At 60.4% G+C, this 16,736-nt stretch carries 15 protein-coding genes; 7 read left to right on the plus strand and 8 right to left on the minus strand.

Annotated elements, in window-relative coordinates; genetic code table 11:
• Window positions 1-57 precede the first annotated feature (57 nt).
• The gene (locus MSIL_RS15940) at window positions 58-534 is read right to left on the minus strand and encodes a rhodanese-like domain-containing protein (RefSeq protein WP_210160570.1); all 477 of its coding nucleotides are present in this window, start codon (window positions 532-534) and stop codon (window positions 58-60) included.
• Window positions 535-589: 55 nt separating this feature from the next.
• Entirely contained in the window at window positions 590-1,480 is an 891-nt protein-coding gene (locus tag MSIL_RS15945; RefSeq protein WP_012592108.1) for a dienelactone hydrolase family protein, read from the minus strand.
• A 443-nt stretch (window positions 1,481-1,923) separates the two neighbouring features.
• Here MSIL_RS15945 and MSIL_RS15950 point away from each other — a divergent pair, with 443 nt between their 5' ends.
• The 3 genes from MSIL_RS15950 to MSIL_RS15960 all read left to right on the plus strand — a co-directional run bounded on the left by MSIL_RS15950 (window position 1,924) and on the right by MSIL_RS15960 (window position 6,324).
• A complete protein-coding gene (locus MSIL_RS15950; protein ID WP_012592109.1) occupies window positions 1,924-4,302 on the plus strand; it encodes a DUF1549 and DUF1553 domain-containing protein in 2,379 nt (792 codons plus the stop codon).
• A gap of 29 nt (window positions 4,303-4,331) precedes the next feature.
• The gene (locus MSIL_RS15955) at window positions 4,332-5,780 is read left to right on the plus strand and encodes a DUF1501 domain-containing protein (RefSeq protein ID WP_012592110.1); all 1,449 of its coding nucleotides are present in this window, start codon (window positions 4,332-4,334) and stop codon (window positions 5,778-5,780) included.
• A 136-nt stretch (window positions 5,781-5,916) separates the two neighbouring features.
• Window positions 5,917-6,324: a hypothetical protein gene (locus tag MSIL_RS15960; protein ID WP_012592111.1), complete on the plus strand. Its 408-nt coding sequence runs from the start codon at window positions 5,917-5,919 to the stop codon at window positions 6,322-6,324.
• A gap of 274 nt (window positions 6,325-6,598) precedes the next feature.
• Here MSIL_RS15960 and MSIL_RS15965 read toward each other — a convergent pair whose 3' ends face one another.
• From MSIL_RS15965 to MSIL_RS15985, 5 genes are all read right to left on the minus strand, one after another.
• Window positions 6,599-7,396, minus strand: a complete 798-nt coding sequence (locus tag MSIL_RS15965) for a cytochrome b/b6 domain-containing protein (protein WP_012592112.1) — start codon at window positions 7,394-7,396, stop codon at window positions 6,599-6,601.
• Window positions 7,397-7,581: 185 nt separating this feature from the next.
• Window positions 7,582-8,100: a c-type cytochrome gene (locus tag MSIL_RS15970; RefSeq protein ID WP_012592113.1), complete on the minus strand. Its 519-nt coding sequence runs from the start codon at window positions 8,098-8,100 to the stop codon at window positions 7,582-7,584.
• A 71-nt stretch (window positions 8,101-8,171) separates the two neighbouring features.
• On the minus strand, window positions 8,172-8,612 hold the full coding sequence (gene tolR / locus MSIL_RS15975; protein WP_012592114.1) for a protein TolR: 441 nt from the start codon (window positions 8,610-8,612) through the stop codon (window positions 8,172-8,174).
• Window positions 8,593-9,336: a MotA/TolQ/ExbB proton channel family protein gene (locus tag MSIL_RS15980; RefSeq protein WP_012592115.1), complete on the minus strand. Its 744-nt coding sequence runs from the start codon at window positions 9,334-9,336 to the stop codon at window positions 8,593-8,595. The genes tolR and MSIL_RS15980 overlap by 20 nt, the downstream gene beginning before the upstream one ends.
• Window positions 9,337-9,387: 51 nt before the next feature.
• On the minus strand, window positions 9,388-10,164 hold the full coding sequence (locus MSIL_RS15985) for a TonB family protein (protein WP_012592116.1): 777 nt from the start codon (window positions 10,162-10,164) through the stop codon (window positions 9,388-9,390).
• Between the two features lie 254 nt (window positions 10,165-10,418).
• Here MSIL_RS15985 and MSIL_RS15990 point away from each other — a divergent pair, with 254 nt between their 5' ends.
• The 4 genes from MSIL_RS15990 to MSIL_RS16005 all read left to right on the plus strand — a co-directional run bounded on the left by MSIL_RS15990 (window position 10,419) and on the right by MSIL_RS16005 (window position 15,434).
• Window positions 10,419-10,853, plus strand: coding sequence for an RrF2 family transcriptional regulator (locus MSIL_RS15990; protein ID WP_012592117.1), 435 nt, complete (start codon window positions 10,419-10,421; stop codon window positions 10,851-10,853).
• A 240-nt stretch (window positions 10,854-11,093) separates the two neighbouring features.
• Window positions 11,094-11,735, plus strand: a complete 642-nt coding sequence (locus tag MSIL_RS15995) for a helix-turn-helix domain-containing protein (protein ID WP_244406154.1) — start codon at window positions 11,094-11,096, stop codon at window positions 11,733-11,735.
• Window positions 11,736-12,208: 473 nt separating this feature from the next.
• Window positions 12,209-14,656 (plus strand): TonB-dependent receptor, encoded by a 2,448-nt coding sequence (locus tag MSIL_RS16000; RefSeq protein ID WP_012592119.1) that lies wholly within the window; start codon window positions 12,209-12,211, stop codon window positions 14,654-14,656.
• Between the two features lie 55 nt (window positions 14,657-14,711).
• Window positions 14,712-15,434: an outer membrane protein gene (locus MSIL_RS16005; RefSeq protein WP_012592120.1), complete on the plus strand. Its 723-nt coding sequence runs from the start codon at window positions 14,712-14,714 to the stop codon at window positions 15,432-15,434.
• Window positions 15,435-15,643: 209 nt separating this feature from the next.
• Here MSIL_RS16005 and MSIL_RS16010 read toward each other — a convergent pair whose 3' ends face one another.
• Window positions 15,644-16,345, minus strand: coding sequence for a septation protein A (locus MSIL_RS16010; RefSeq protein WP_012592121.1), 702 nt, complete (start codon window positions 16,343-16,345; stop codon window positions 15,644-15,646).
• Window positions 16,346-16,736: the final 391 nt, after the last annotated feature.

A 16,736-nucleotide genomic window follows, 5' to 3' on the forward strand; every position in this document is an offset into this window, starting at 1 on the left:
ATCGCCTGTCTACACGCGAAGTCTTGTAGCGGCCGGAGGCTGCCTATGAATTCCGCCCTAGCGCTTTTCGGCCTCGGCGGTGTTTGAGGGGCGCGGTTCGATCTTTGTCAAACTCCCGCCCTCCGCCTCATAAGTTTGCGCGCCCAGCGCCCCCGCGACCTTGAAGCCATGGGCGGTAAGAAAATCCGCCGCGACGCCAGACCGGCCCGAATGGTTCGAGACCGTAACGATGGTTCGATCCTTCGGGATGTAGGCGAGACTTTTCTCAAGATCCTTCGCCTGGATGCTGAGATAGACTGGCAGCCCGCCGATCGCCGTCAACTCGTCCGGTCGCCGAAGGTCGATAATGAGCAGGCTCTCGGGCTGCGCCAGGAGCGCCTCGAATTCCGCTCTTTTCAACTGCGGCGATTTGGATTTGTACTCGGCCGCCGGCGCCGGCTTTGCGGCAGGAGCGGTCTTGGCGTCCTCGGCCGCCCATGCGAGCGACGATCCGAAAGTAGCGGTCAATACGAGGGGAAGAAGTAGCTTTCGCATCATCATGATCCTGTGGTTAAAAGCGCCGGCGAAAAAGGCGAGAGCTCCGCTTGCGTCAGCCCGCCAGGTGGGCGTGGAAGAAAGCAATGGTGCGATCCCACGCCAGCTTTGCGGCGGCGGCGTCGTAGCGCGGCGTGGTATCATTGTTGAATCCATGTTGGACGCCTGCGTAGATAAAAGCCTGATAGTTGATCGCGTTGGCTTTTAGAGCAGCCTCAAAGGCCGGCCATCCCGCATTGATTCGTTCGTCCGCGCCCGCGTAATGGATGAGAAGCGGCGCCTTGATCTTGGCGACGTCTTCCGCAGGGGGCTGCGCTCCATAAAATGGCACCGCGGCGGCGACGTCCGGCTCATGCGCGGCCAGAAAATTGGCGACGCCCCCGCCGTAGCAAAATCCCACGACGCCCACCTTGCCGTTTCCGTCGGACAGGGCCTTCAGCGCGGCGACCGCCGCGATGAAATCATTGCGCGTCTTGGCCTGATCGAGCTTCTGGAAGAGGTCGCGCGCCTTGTCTTCATCGCCGGGATAACCGCCAAGAGGCGTCAGGGCGTCGGGAGCGAGCGCAATGAAGCCGTCGACAGCGAGCCGTCTCGCAACATCTTCTATATGCGGATTGAGGCCGCGGTTTTCGTGAACCACAAGAACTGTCGGCGCCTTGCCATTGATATGGGCCGGCTTTGCAAGATAAGCGCGAATGGTGCCGTAGCCCTGGGGAGACGCGATGTCGATGAAGCTCGTCGCAATGCGCGAATCGTCCTTGGCGATTTGCTGGGCCTCGGCGAAGCGTGGATTCAGCGCCTCGAGCAACGCCGCCGCGCCAACGCCCGCGACGGCGTATTTCGACGCGCCCACCAGAAAGGCGCGGCGGCTGGCGAGACCGTGCACATAGAGATCGAATAATCTCAACACCTCCGGATGAAAGTCGCTTGCGGTGCGCCGGGTCACGGAATCTCTCCTTCGTATCGGATCGCGCGCATCGGATTGCGTTTGCGTCGAAGCGGGTTGTGGCAAGACGGGTCAAAAGCAGCGGAGCCTGCTCGGCTGAACGTGTGTGACGTCGGCGCCGCGTCCCATTTTTTTAGGACGACGCGTCCCGCGCGTCAATTGACAATTCGATAATTTTAGTAGGAATATAGCCTCGGCAAAAGCGCGGGAATACTGTTCTACCAAGAGCGGATTTGCTGCGGGAAATATTCTCAACAATCGATCAACTGAGTCGGGTGATTCGTGCAAGCTCAGTTTGATCCCTTCGTTCGCCGGCGGCTTTGAAGCGACGCCGGATGTCCCAGAAGACGACGCCCGGGCGATGGTCCGGCGTGACGCCTCGGCGCCGCGCATTTGGGAACAGCTCGCAAGGCGCTCCGAAACAGTCTCTATCGAGGTAAGCAATGAAGAAAGTGACTTTGCAGAAGGCGTCCCTGGCGCTGGTGATCGGCCTCTCGGCCGCAGCCGCGGCGGCGGATGACAAGCCGATCCAGAACGAGCAACGGGCGGCGGGCGAAGCGGCGCCGGCGCCGCCGGCCGCCAGTCCGGAGACAGTGGCGGCGAGCGCTCCAGCGCCGGTCTCCCGTTTGCCCTATGGTTGGCGGCCGATTCAGCCTCCGGCGATTCCAGCCGTGAAGGACGCCGGATGGGCGCGTACGCCGATTGACGCGTTCATTCTCGCGAAGGTCGAAGACAAGGGCCTGAAGCCTTCGCCCGACGCCGATCGCGCCGCCTTCATACGCCGCGCGACGCTCGATGTTTGGGGACTGATCCCCACGCCCGAACAGGTTGCGGCGTTTGTGAACGATCCCGCCCCTGACGCTTATGAGAAATTGGCGGACAGGCTGCTCGCCTCGCCGCACTACGGCGAGCGGCAGGCGCGCTTCTGGCTCGATCTTGCGCGCTACGCCGACAGCGCCGGCTTTCAGACAGACCAGACCCGTTCGGAGATGTGGCGCTATCGCGATTACGTGATCAACGCGTTCAATCAGGACAAGCCCTATTCGCGCTTCGTTCAGGAGCAACTGGCGGGAGACGAATTGGCGCCCGGCGATCAGGACGTCCTCGTCGCCGCAGGTTTCCTGACGGGTTATCCAGACAATTACAATTCACGCGATCTGGTTCAAAGAAAGTATCAGATCACCACCGACATCACCGACACGGTCGGGCAAGCCATTCTTGGAACGACAGTCGGCTGCGCGCGCTGCCACGACCACAAGACCGATAAGTTCTCGCAGAAGGACTATTATTCTCTCCAGGCGTTCTTCGCCAATACGAATGAAGTCAACAAGGTTCCGGCCGCGAAGGGGCGAATCGAGCAAGAGTTTCAGGCCCAGCAGGCCAAATGGGACGAGGCGACCAAGGACATCCGGGCGCAGCAGGCGGCGCTGCTTGATCCCGTCAAGGACAAAGCCTGGAAATATCATAAGGAGCGTTACCTTACCGACAGCCGCGATGCGATCTTCAAGCCGGAGGGCGAGTGGACGCCGCTGGATCGCTGGATCAATCATCGCCTCGCCAATGTCACGACCGAAGCCGACTACGCAGCCTATCTGCGTGACGCGGCGGAGAACAAGGACAACCCCGATCACAACCAGGAAGCCGAAGAGCGCTGGCAAAAATACAAGAAGCTTTCGGAGGATTTGAAAAAATTCCAGAAACTCAAGCCGGCGAAGGGCTCTGACACCTACACGACTGTGTCCGAGCTCGGACACGCTGATGCGCCGCCCACCTTCATTTTGTTCGGCGGCAATCATGAGCGACCGGTGTCCGAGGTTCAGCCGGCCTTTCCAGCGGCGCTGACTGACCAAAATCCGACGATCGTTCCGACGACAGCCTCCTCGGGGCGCCGAACGGCGCTGGCCAACTGGCTCGTCAGCCCGCAAAATCCGCTGACCGCGCGCGTTTTCGTCAATCGCGTCTGGAACGAATATTTTGGCAAGGGCATCGTCGTCACGCTGAGCGATTTCGGCAAGGCGGGGGAAAAACCGACCAATCCTGAGCTGCTCGATTTCCTCGCGAATAATTTCGTCAATGCGCAGGGCTGGAGCGTCAAGAAGCTGCATCGGCAGATTCTGCTTTCGAGCGTCTACCGGCAGTCGTCCGCCTATCGCGAAGATGCGCATGCGGTCGATCCTGATAACAAGCTTCTTGCGGTATTTCCGCGCAAAAGGCTTGAGGCGGAAGTCATTCGCGATTCGATCCTTGTCGCTGCGGGCAAGCTTGACGAGACGGTGGGCGGTCCCAGCGTATTCCCGCCAGCGCCGGCGAACCTCAACGCTGGAAACCTCTGGGAGGTCTCGAAAGATCCGCGTGATTTCAACAGACGCAGCCTCTACATCTTCACGCGCCGCAGCGTTCCCTACCCCCTCCTGTCCTCATTCGACATGGCCTCGTCCCAGCAGGTCCACAGCAAGCGCGACGTGACCACGACGCCGCTGCAGGCGCTCACGCTGTTCAACAGCGACATTGTGTTTTCATGGTCGCAAATGCTGGCGGGCCGGGTGATGCGGGAGGCCGGAACAGATCCCCTTGCCGGCATAGATCGCCTCTATCAAATCCTGTTCGGGCGCAATCCGGACGAGGCCGAGAAGGCGACCCTCCTCGCGTTTCTGATCAGTCACGAAAAGGTTATCAGGGCCAAGGCGGAAGACGGGAAGTTCTCGGTCGCGATTCCGATCGGCCTGACCGACACGCAGACGCTTGATCCTATACGCGCGGCGACTTTCGTCGACCTCGTCCACGTCGTCGTCAATTCCAACGATTTCATCTACCGGTTCTGAGCAGCCGCAGTTTAGGAAGGAATAGAGTCATGAGAAACCATTCGCGGCGGGAGCTGCTTTTCAACACGATCTATGGCGCAGGCGGGCTGACGCTCGCCGCCTACATGCCGGGGGGCGGCATCTTCGCGACGCCGGCGCTCGCCGCGACGCTGGGCGATCCCCTTGCGCCGAAGCAGCCCCATTTCGCGCCGAAGGTGAAGTCGGTGATCTGGCTGCATATGGACGGCGCGCCAAGCACGATCGATCTTTTCGACTACAAGCCGGATCTCATCAAACTGGCGGGCCAGGAGCCGCCTCCGTCCTTCCTTCAGGGCATCAAGACGAGCACGCAGGGCGGCGTCGGCAAGCTCTTCGCTTCAAATCGGAGCTGGAAGCAATATGGCGACAGCGGCGCATGGTTCTCCGATCTTGTGCCCAATCTCGCCGAACATGCGGACAAGATCGCCTTCATCAAATCCTCGACGACGATCGGCGCCACCCACGATATTTCGATCCTGAAGCTCAACACCGGCGATACGAGTCCCGGCAGGCCTTCCCTCGGCGCCTGGGTCACTTATGCGCTCGGCTCGGCCAATCCGGATCTGCCAGCCTATGTCGTGCTCTACAACGGCAAGAAGGAGCCGACAGGAGGGTCGGTCAACTGGAGCTCAGGCTTCCTCCCGGCGGTGTATCAAGGCACCGCATTCCGGCCGGGCGGATCGCCAATTCTCCATTTGGACCGTCCCGAATTGATCGGACTCGCCGAGCAGCGCGATGATCTCGATCTGTTGAAGCGGATCAACGAACAGCGCGCGGCGCTTCATCCGGAAGACACTGAACTCCAGGCGCGTATCCGATCCTACGAGCTCGCCTACCGCATGGAGGCGACGGCGCCGGAGGCCGTCGATCTCGCCAAGGAGAGCGACGCGACGAAAGCGCTCTATGGGCTCGACGATCCCGTCACCAAGGATTACGGCACCAGCCTGTTGCGGGCGCGCCGCCTGGTGGAGCGCAATGTGCGATTCGTCCAGGTGGTCTCGGGGCCGCTCGAACTGCCCGGCGAGGAACAGCCGATCAATTGGGACGCCCACCGCGATCTCGAGAAGAATCACTCCGCTCACGCGCGGACGGTCGACAAGCCAATCGCCGGCTTGCTCGCGGATCTGAAATCACGTGGGCTGCTCGACGACACTCTAGTGGTGTGGACGTCCGAATTCGGACGCACCTCCTATGGGCAGAGCGGCAATGGGCGCGACCACAATCCGTGGGGCTACACGCAATGGATGGCCGGCGGCGGCGTCAAGGCGGGCTCGACCTTCGGCCAGACGGATGAAATCGGCCTGCAGTCGGTCGGCAAGAAGGTTGACACCTATGATCTCCATGCGACCGTTCTCCAGCTGCTTGGCCTCGATCATCTGAAGACGATCTTCCTGAGGGCCGGCCGCGCGGAGCGCCCCACGGTCGTCTATGGCGAGGTCGTCAAGGAGTTGCTCGCCTAGCGGTTCGATTTCAAGACTTGCTGTTCGTTGACGCGGCGCCGGAAGCGATGTCTTCCGGCGTTCGCTTTAGAGAGGATGCGCCGGCGCGCGCTGCAGAGACGTCGAGTGCCCTCCGGCGTTGTGAAGGAAACAATGAATGAGTCGTAGGTTGATTATTTTCGCTGCGGCGTGCGCGGCGATTGTGAGCGCGTCTGCATACGCTGCACATCGTGACATCGATCTGAAAGATTATGACGACGATCTGATGCGCGATCTCGACAAGACAATCAAATATTTCGAGCCAGACATCACGGCGGGCAACGCCGATGGCGCGCTCGAAGACGCCGGCATTCTTCAAGACGGGTTCAAATATACCGAAAAATACTTTGCAAAGAAAGGAGATGCGGAGGATGCGGTGAAGATCTCACGGGACGGTCTCGCCTACATCGAAGCCGCCATGAAAGCGCTTCAGAAGAATGATTTTGCGGCGGCGGCCGAGGCCGCGCGCGGGGCGGCCGCGACTTGCCGCGCGTGCCACGACATCTACAAGCCTCTCAAGAAATAGAAGCCGCGATCGCGGGCGCCGGCGATCGCCAACCGCCAGCATTTGCGCCGCTGCATGTCTGGCGTAACGGCCGCGCTCATATGTTGAATTTGATCTGGAGCTGTGGTTTGCGCCACTCTCCCTGCGCGGAGCCTTCCGGGTGTTCGCGCAGATCTTCCTGAATTTTGGAGCCAACAGGCTGGGGCCGCAAGCGCGGTTTAGGCCGGCCGCAATATATCGGAAGAGACGTTCGCAGCTCAGGACTGCAGGATCAGGCGCCGCCGCCGCCGTTCTTCTAGAACGCGTCGTCGATCGGCGCAGGGGCGTAGCTGACGACCAAGGCGAGCGCGGCGCCAAGGGATACGATGAGGATCGCTGCGAGCCAGCCGCGCGACGTCGCGATTTCCTCATCCGCTGCGACGTTGTCGCGAGCTTTCTTTCCCGTGAACATCGCCTTTATGATGTCCGGCTGCTCAAACCGTTTGTGAATGACGACCGCTAGAATATGAAGACCGATGGCGGCTGCGATCCAATAGAAGATGCGCCTGTGCGCGGACGTCAGGAGAAGGCTTAAGTCCTTGGTCACATAGCCGGCCAGCGGGCCCGTGTTGAAGATTTCGTCATTGCTGAACAGCCCGGCGACAGCCTGGGCGCCAAGACCACCCAACAACAGAATGACCATCCAGGCGCCAAGCGGGTTGTGACCGGCAAAGCGCGCCCCGCTTCCGCGCGCGAGATTGGCGGCGTAGCGGACCGTGGCCGCCGGACCTTTGAGAAAGCTACGAAACAACGCGTGTTTGGTGCCGACGAATCCCCAAACAATGCGGAACGCGACGAGCACGAGGACCGTGTATCCGAACCAGACATGATATTTGAAATAGGAGACGCCAAGTCTGTTGGTGACGAAGGCGCCGACGATTGCGCCCACGAGCGTCCAATGGAACACGCGCACGGGAAAATCCCACACGCGCCGCTCGTTCCGCGGCCGCTGCTCGATGGCCTCAGCGGCCGGAGCGATGAGGCCTTGGTCGCCGAGGAGATCTGGCGCGTCAAGGACGTCTGGCGTTTCGACGAATTGATTGCTGGCGCTCATAGCTGATCTCTGACCGGGCGCTTCGGACCGGCGCTGATCCCAACGTCAGGAAGCGCGGTGTGAGGGGCTTCGCCGGCAGCTCTGAATTTTGCCTGGGGCCGCGCGGCGAGCCGAGTTAGACGTTATGGTGAATACAAGCTTGGGGGCCCGCCCGGGCAAAACACGGCGGCGTGTCCGGCGGCGCGCTATTTGACCTTGAAGGCGTCGTGACAAGCCTTGCAATCCTGTCCAACCGCGGCGGCGGCGGTTTTGAACGCGTCCGTCGGTCCCTTATCCTGTTCATTCACTTTTTGCAGGGCAAGGATATGGGTCTGGAAGTTCTGGAGCTTTGTCTCGAAGTCGGCGCGCTCGGTCCAGATCTCCGGTTTTGCCTTGGTCTCCGGCTCGCCGAGATTGGAGACCTCCGGGAATGCGTCATCGGCAAATTTTGAGAGGAAGACGACGCGCGCGATGCTCTTGTCGACCAATGCGGCGTCGTAGGGCGTCGAGCCTTTGAGGATCGCGCCAATTGGCCGGAAGCTGGCGCCGACCAGCGTGAAAATGGCTTTGCGCGTTTCGACGGCCTGCCGGCCCGGGCTGGGGCCCGCCGCCGCTCCCGCCGCTGGCGCCGTCTGCGAATTCGCCGACAGGGCGAAGCTGACGCCAAGAGCAAGCGTTACGCCTGCCGCGGCTATCTTTGAGGTTAATCCGAACTTCGGGCTCATCCCGGTTGTATCCTTGTTGTCTGAAGTTATGCGGCGCCTGATGATCCGCATCCCGTTGTGAAAACGATTTCTTAAGGCGTCGCTTTGATTGCGGCGCCGGACGATTCCGACACCAGCGCGACCTTGACGTAGCCCGCCGAATTGATGAGCCCCATGATTTCGATAACCTTGCCATAGGAAACGGATTTGTCGCCGCGCACGTGAATGCGGCGCTCCTTGCTTTCCGCGTTTTCGCCGAGCACCAGAATGAGCTCGTCGGCTGCGACTTCCCGCTGATCGACGAAATATTTGCCCTCTGAGTTGATGCTCACGGCGATCGGCTGCTTCTGATCGACCAGCGGCTTCGTCTGCGCCTTTGGAAGGTCGATCGGAACGCCTGTCGCCATCATCGGCGCCGCCACCATGAAGACGATCAGCAGGACGAGCATCACATCGACGAGGGGCGTCACATTCATGTCGCTCATGGGCGGCGCATCGAAGTCGCCGTCGTTCTTACGCAGCGCGAAGGCCATTGCGGTCTCCTTTCTTGGAGAGTTGACGGGAAAGCTCAACCTCGAACACGCCAATGAATGCGTTGAGGCGCTTGCCATATCTGCCGATGTCGGCGCCGATGCGATTGTAGAAGACAACCGCCGGTATGGCTGCGACGAGACCGAGCGCGGTGGCGAAGAGGGCCTCGGCGATGCCGGGCGCCACAACGGCGAGGCTCGTGTTGTTCGACGCGGCGATGCCCTGGAACGAGGTCATGATGCCCCAAACCGTTCCGAACAGGCCGACGAAAGGCGCGACGGCGCCGATCGTCGCGAGACCCGGCAGGCGGCTCTGCAGATGATCGAGCGCATTGATGCTGGCCAATTGTCCGACGCGGTGCACCCGCTCCTGAAGGCTGTCGCGCTGTCCTTCCGATTGGGTCAGCTCGGCGGAGCGGCTATGCTCCTCCACCATCGCCTTGTAGACGGTTACGAAGGGGTCGGTTCCCGCAGCCTGCTGGAAGCTTTCGGCGACCGAGGCGATCGGCAATCCAGCCTGTATGCTCGCGATCAGTTTGTCGGCGCGCTTTTGCAGCAGATGCAGGCGAATGAGCTTGTCAAAAATGACCGCCCAACCCCAGGCCGAAGCCAAGATGAGGATGATCATGACGCTCTTCACGATCGTGTCTGACTGTGAGAATAATTCGATCGGGGACAGGCCGTGTGAGGCCGCCGCGGCGGCCGCGGCGTCGATTGGATCCGCCATCGTGAAGCTCTCCTTAATATTTGGGCAAGGGTGATGAATGAAGCCTGCGGCTCATCGGAAGACGATGGCGCCGGAGAGGGATGCGGGACGCGCCAGGCCCGTGGCGGGGAATGGCGCCGCGCGGGACAGCGCCTGCGCCGCCGCCGTGTCGAACGCCGCGTTGCCCGAACGTGAGAGGCTTTGCGACATCACGGCGCCGGATGGCGATATGACGATGTGATAGGCGACGCGGGCCGATTCATGCCTCGCGAGAGCGGCGCGGGGAACGACGCCGGCGGCCGCGCGGGAGATGCGGGCGTGAACCTGATTGGCGTAGCCCGACGCGATCGCGTTGGGCGGGACGATCGCCGGCCCCGCGCGGGCCGGCGCCGGCGGTTGAGCGACATGGGTCGGCCGCTCGACTGGCTTGCGTTCGACCGTTTTTGGCTTTGGCTTCGGCGGCGGAGGCTTTGGCGCCACAGGCGCGACCGCGGGCTCCTCGGCGACGGGCGGGGGCGGTTCGTCGGGCGGGGGCGGCTCGGGCGGCGTTTCAGCCGCGACCGGCGGCTCTTCCACAGGCGGCGGCTCCTCAACCGGCGCAGGCGGAACTTCCGGCGGCAGCATGACCAGTTCGACGGCGTCCTCCTGCACGGGCGGCGCCGGACGCGCGGTGTAGAGAGCGACGGAGCCAAGAGCCAACGCGTAGAGCGCGATCGCCGCCGCCTGCGCAGGATATGACGGCCTGGCGGGGCGCAGGGTCAGAATGGACTGGGCGCCTTTGGCGTTGTCCTGCGGCGATGGTTCGAATGCGTCAAAACCTAGAGGGGCTGTTGCGAGAGCTGAGCTCATATCGGTGATGATCCTGTCCGGGCCCGCTCGGGGCAGTTCAATAGTCTATAAATCTAGTAGTTTGATGGTCAAGCTATTTTTGAGCCGCAGGCTGAATCGGGGCCTTGGCCGGCGCGGCGGGAGCCGCGGCGACAGGGCTGAATTTGCAGGAATTTCCAATATCTCTTAAGGGTTATCGCGCGCCGCCGAGGCGTGGCGGCAGGGGCCGGCGTCCCGCTGCGCCAGCGGCGCACTAACCCCTTCCAGGGCGCCATATGCTGTCGAATAAAGGAAAATATGGCCTGAAGGCGTTGATACATTTGGCGGTCTTTGAGGGGCCATGCCTTGCCGCCGATATCGCCGCCCACAATCAAATTCCACGCAAATTTCTCGACGCCATTTTGCTTGAGCTGCGAAAAGCCGGCATCCTTAACAGCAAGAAGGGCAAGGGCGGCGGCTATCATCTCGCGCGCCCGGCAGACAAGATCACCGCTGGCCAGATCATCCGTATCCTCGACGGGCCGCTGGCGCCGATCGCCTGCGCCAGCCGCACGGCCTATCGGAAATGTCTGGATTGCCCGGACGAAGAGGCCTGCGCCGTGCGCGATCTGATGCTGGACGTGCGCGACTCGATGGCGCTCATTCTTGACCGCACGAGCATCGCCGCCCTGAGCAAGCGGGGAAATCGCGACAACTTGCCGCTTCGCTAGATCACGATGATCTTGGAATCCAAGCGATCCAAATCGTGAATGTGATCGATCGAACACATTGGAGCGTGATGTCGTCCTGAAAAGCCTTGATGCTTTTCGGCGCCGTGATCGAGCGCGCAAAGGCTTGGAGCGCCCGACACACAAGCCAAAAATTCATAGGTCGAGGCGTTTGCGAGCTTGACCGGCCGTCATTGATCAGCCTTTATTCGATTAGTCCATAAAATCGATTGACTATATATAATGAATAGCGCGCCAGATGAAATGAAGGTCAAACGCCGCTCCGCCGCCGACGCCCGCGCTCCGTCTCCCCCGACGGATTTCGGATTGAGCATCAGCGAGCGCCTGCGCCTTCTCATGCAGCGCAAGGGCCGCTCCATCGAAGCGCTCGCCGCCGCCTCTGGCCTTGCCAGAAACAAGCTCGACGCGGTCGCTGCGGGGGAGGCCGCTCCCACCATCAACCTTGTGTGGAAGATCGCGAATGCGCTCGGCGTCCCGTTCGGCAGCCTGGTCGCCGCGCGCAAGCGGGGCGGAAACATCGTGCTGCGCAAAGCGACGGAGAAGGTCTATTTCTCGAACGATGGGCGTCTCACCTCGCGCCCGCTGCTTCCGCATGACTGCAAGCGGCTCGTCGAATTCTACGAGATGACGATCGCGCCCGATTATGTGGCGCGGTCGGAGGCCCATGGCGCGGGGACGCTCGAAAGCCTCGTCGTCGTTCGCGGAGAGGTGGCGATCGTTGTCGGAAAAGAGGCCTCCCAACGCCTTAAAGAAGGGGACGCCATGACCTTTGAGGCCGATGTTCCCCACAGTTATCACAACCTCGGATCGACCGAGGCGCTTCTTTATCTCGTCATGTCCTACGTTAATTTGGCGAGTTTCTAGAGCGTCGTGCAGCCAAGCGGACGCATTTTCCTCGCCAAGATGCGCAAATTAACAAATCGGGATCATCTGGCCCGCGCACCGCGCCAAGCCGGCCAAAGGTCGATTCGTCCGGCGGCAGGCGGTCGATTGCAATTGGCTTCGCGTCGCCGAAGCCGTGGATGACCGACCTCATATTCAGCTCTCGTGTTCAATCCGGCGCCCTGCGCGAGCCCCCGACTCCCTTCCCCGCCGTCTGACGATATGGAACCTCCGAGACCGGCAAGGAATGCGCCCGCAGTTAAATTCTCGCGGAGGCGGATTCTGGAGAAGGTTTCGGTCGGCCTGCAACAGCGCTGTGACTTTTTTGCAAGAGCCCCTTTCCAACGCAGCCGGAAGGGACACTATAAATTGACAAAATTGGTAGACTTTATCAGTTTCTAGCCCGGAGCTTCGCTATGGCCAACACGGCCGCGTAAGCGAAACGGAGCGCAATAATGAAGACAACAACCCTACCGCCGCCTGTGTCGCGCGTCGGCATTCCCCTGTTGCTGGCCATCGCGGCGTCGTCAGGCGCGTTCGCGCAAACGGCGCAGCCCGCGGCCGAAGCCCATGTCGAAGACGTCGTGGTGACAGCTCCAGCGGAACCCGAGTCGAGCGATGTCGCAGCCTTCTCCGAAAAGCAGGCGACGAAATATCAGGAGACGCCTCAGGCTGTGACGGTCATCACCGAACAGCAGCTTCAAAATCTTCAGATTACCAATTTGCAGGGCGCGCAAAAACTCGCGCCGAGCCTGAACTACAAGTTCAGCAATGTTCGCAATCTGACCATCAATATCCGCGGCTTCGGCGCCGCCTCCTCCGACGCCACGGACGCCATCTTCGGCGGCGTGCCGATCTACATAGACGGCGTCTATCAGCCGCGTCCGGGCCAGGCGGTTTTCGACGTGCCAGATCTCGTCGGCGTTGAAGTGCTGAAAGGTCCGCAAGGAACCTCAGGCGGCCAGGACAGCACGGGCGGCGCGGTCAAACTGACGACGGCGCTGCCGAGCTTCGTCACACAGCAGCTCGTCGAGGCCTCATATGGCAGCTACAACCAGGTGCAGTTCAAAGGCAGCGCCACCGGCGCGATCGCTGGAAGCGACAAATTCGCGTTCCGGCTGGCTGTCTTCAGCAATGACCACGAGGGCTATGTCCAGAATTACGGCGGATATGGCGGTCAGAACTACAATGACTGGCATTCCAAGGGCGCGCGCGGCCAAATCCTCTACCAGCCCGACGAGAATCTCTCGGTTCGGCTGATCTTCGACTATTCACACGTCAATCAGGTGTGCTGCCGCGAAGTGCTGGCGGGCGTCGCGACGCAGCGCGCGAATGGCGCAATCGTCGCGAACAATTTCTTCCAGCGCGCGGGCGCAGTCGGCTTCACCTTGCCGATTCCCTTTGCCGGGCCTCAGGACTATTTGCTGGCGCGCAACGGATATCAGCAGACTGCGCAGGAAACCTATGGCGCCGCCGCCAACATCAACTACACATTCAACGGATTTAACCTCAGCTCCATCACCTCGTTCCGCGGATGGGATTTTCATCCGAACAACAGAAGCAATGTCGGAACGATGGATCTCATTACGAATACCAACGGACATATCACTCAACGGTCGGTGACGCAGGATCTCAAGCTCACGCTGCCAAAATCAGACACTTTCGATGGCTTCTTTGGCGTATTCTATCTCTATGAGCAGCTTTATGATTGGGGCCTGACGACCTATGGCTCTAACGCGGGCGCCTTTTACGGGGCTCCCGGCAATTCAAGGGCGCTCAACAACGCAATATATAATTTGCTCGGACGGCAGACCTACGACAATCCGCAAACGAACGAGGTCGCTCCCTATGTTCAGGGGACATGGCACGCAACGCCAGAGCTCGATATAACCGGCGGCGCGCGCTATTCCTACTACGACAAGACCTCCTTGTTTCGCCAGTATCGTTTCAGCAGCCTCAATCTGTCCGGATTTACCGCCGCGCAGCGCGCGACGGCGATTTCCGCGCTAAATTCATTCATCGGCGCCGACAATCAATTCAGCGCCGATACGAATCACAGCTTCTTCTCGGCGCTCGCATCGGCAAGCTACAAGTTTACGCCGGACGTCTACGGCTACGTCACTTATGCGAGGGGCGGCCGCGACGGAGGCCCCAACCCTTCAGCCAATTTACCGACGGGTACGCCGACGACCGTGCTTCCGGAGTCGGTCGATAGTTTTGAAACAGGCGTCAAAGCCCAGTTCCTCGATGGCCGCCTGCTGACGAACGTCGCCGCCTTTGCGATGGTCAACCACAATTACATCACGAATTTCTCCCGCTTGTCGGCCTCCGGATCGACGATAAGCTATCTTGCCAACGCCGACAGCGCGATCTCGCGCGGCTTCGAGGCCGATATCCGCTACCAGCCCTTTGAGGGCCTCAGCACCTATGCGTCGGTCACCTATGACGACGCCTATTATGGATCGTTCGACAAGGCGCCATGCCCTTATGAACTCGCTCTCACCAGTCAGACCACCTGCAGTCTGACAGGACGGCGTCTTTCCCTGACGCCAAGATGGGCGGCCGCAGGCGGCGCAGAATACAGCCGCAATCTCGGTCAGGTTCTCGAAATTCTTCCAAAACCTCTGGTCGGCTATATCGGCGCGGATGTCACGTTTCAGACCAGCACCTACTCGAACACGGACGATTCGATCTACAGCGTCGTGCCGTCCTATGCGTTGCTCAACTTGCATGCCGGTTTCAAATTCGACGACGGCAGCTGGGATCTGGCGGCTTGGGTCCATAACGCGGCAAACCTTCACTACTGGACCAATGTTTCCGCGACGGTTCTGCCGGGCGGGCTGATCGGCGGCAATGTCGGCGACCCTCTCACAGCGGGCGTCACCTTGCGGGCCAAGCTTTGATAGGCCCCAAGCCGCAATTTCCTCTTTCGAACTCTCATATCCCTGGAGAATAGAAATGTTTAAGACTCCCTTGTCGGCTTTGGCCGGTCTGCTCGCGCTCGCTGGTCCCTCCCTTGCCGCTGAGCCGCCGCCATCGCCTCCGCCCTTGACCTGGGCCGGATTTTATCTCGGCGGTCAGGTCGGCTACGGTTGGGGTTCCGATTCCGGCAATGTGACCGGCGGCTTCCCCCTATCGCCGACGATACAGACCGCCTCAACTTCGACGCAGACGCAAGGAGCGATCGGCGGCGCGCATATCGGCAACAATTGGCAGATCCAGAATTTCGTGATTGGCCTTGAAGGAGACGTCAACGGAACGACGCTGTCGAAGATGTCGACGCCGCTCTTCAACAATTTGTACTTTCCCTATACGCAATCGCCGGTGCAGGGAACGGTTCGCGGTCGCCTCGGCTACGCCTTGGATCGCACGCTGCTCTACGCGACGGGAGGTCTCGCTTACGGTTGGATTCACAACGACTACAATATCTTTGGAAGCAGGAGCAGTTTTTCGACGACCAAGGCGGGCTGGACGATCGGCGGAGGCGTCGAATTCGCCGTCAATGACAATTGGTCGGTGAGGGCAGAGTATCGCTACACAAGGTTCGGCTATTTTAGCGATGGGCCGATCGCCTATCCGACGGTATCCCAGAGTCATAGCTCGACGCAGAACCAGCTTCAGGTCGGCTTCAGCTACAAATGGCCGCCCCTCGCGCCCGCAGCCGTCGTCGCCAAATATTGAAAGGGACATTGCCCAGAGCATCAAGCGTGAGTACGCGCGGCGGCAGGAGGGCCTAACCTTTGCTGCACTGCGGAATCGGCGAACTCCAGACAAAGTTGCGGCGTTCGTCTCAAGTTAAATTACGATGATTTTGGATTGAAATTATCCAAAATCATAAATGGCGATCAATTCCCGGTGTTCGAAGCATCCTGCCGAGCGAGCCTGTTTCCTCAAAAATGCTCGGGGGCTTTGGCGGCTTCTTCTTCGTCGAGCCGGTTGCGCATGATGAAAGGCAGCTGGGCGAAGGTGAACAAAAGCACCAGGATGAACAGGCCCGGGAATTTGAAGGCGACCCAGACGTCGGTGGATTGCGTGCGCCAGACGATCTCATTGAGGCCAGCCAGCACGAGGAAAAATCCGGCCCAGCGCCAGGTCAGCAGCCGCCAGCCACGCTCGCTGAGGCTCATGGCATGGTCGAACAGGATCGGCAGCACGGGGCGGCCGATCGCCATTCCGATCAGCAGCGCGGCGCTAAAGCAGATGTAAAGAATCGTCGGCTTCATCTTGATGAAGGTCGCGTCGTGCAAATAAAGCGTCAGCGCGCCGAAGGCGATGGCCAGCGCCGCGGTGATCAGCGGAACGGCCGGAATGCGCCGCGTCATTGCATAGGAAATGACGAGCGCCACGAGAACGGCGACGATCAGCACCAAGGTTGCGGTAAAAAGACCCGCCTGCTCGCCCGCCAGCAGCGCGGGCGGTAAAAACGGCGCGACCAGGGGATGAAACAGCTGCGGCCGCGCATTGGCGAAGAAGAACAGAGCCAAGGGCCCGATTTCGAGGCCGAGCTTCAGCCACGGATTTGGATGCGCGGGGCGCGTCGCGCCAGCCTTTGGATGGCGCTGATCGGAAAGCGGCTTGGGCATTTCGTTCATACGTCCGGGATCCATTGAATTTCACACTGGCTGCAATTTAGAGCATGCGCGCGAAAAAAAGGAGTTTTTTCCTATCGTCTGATTTGCAGCGCAAGCGAGCTTACGGTTTCAGCAGGCACCGCCAGTTTGGAAAAGCCAGCGCAGAACCGTCGGCGATCATGGCGCGTAGCGGCTTGACGGCGCCCTTCGGGAGTTTCGTCAGACGCTCTCGTAAGGAAATTCTCTCAAATAATAGTCCAATAGTCTTCCAGGAAACATAGATTTGTTCCTGTGCTCTTTCGTTAAGCTGGCCAAAATTAAGTCCCCGTTAGATTTGCAAGTCCTGTGAGACTTGAACCGGGAGCGTCTAGCGTTAATATGAAGCGTATTACCTTATAGGCGGCGCTGTTGG

It is taken from the genome of Methylocella silvestris BL2 (genome assembly GCF_000021745.1).
GTDB classification, from domain to species: Bacteria; Pseudomonadota; Alphaproteobacteria; order Rhizobiales; family Beijerinckiaceae; genus Methylocapsa; species Methylocapsa silvestris.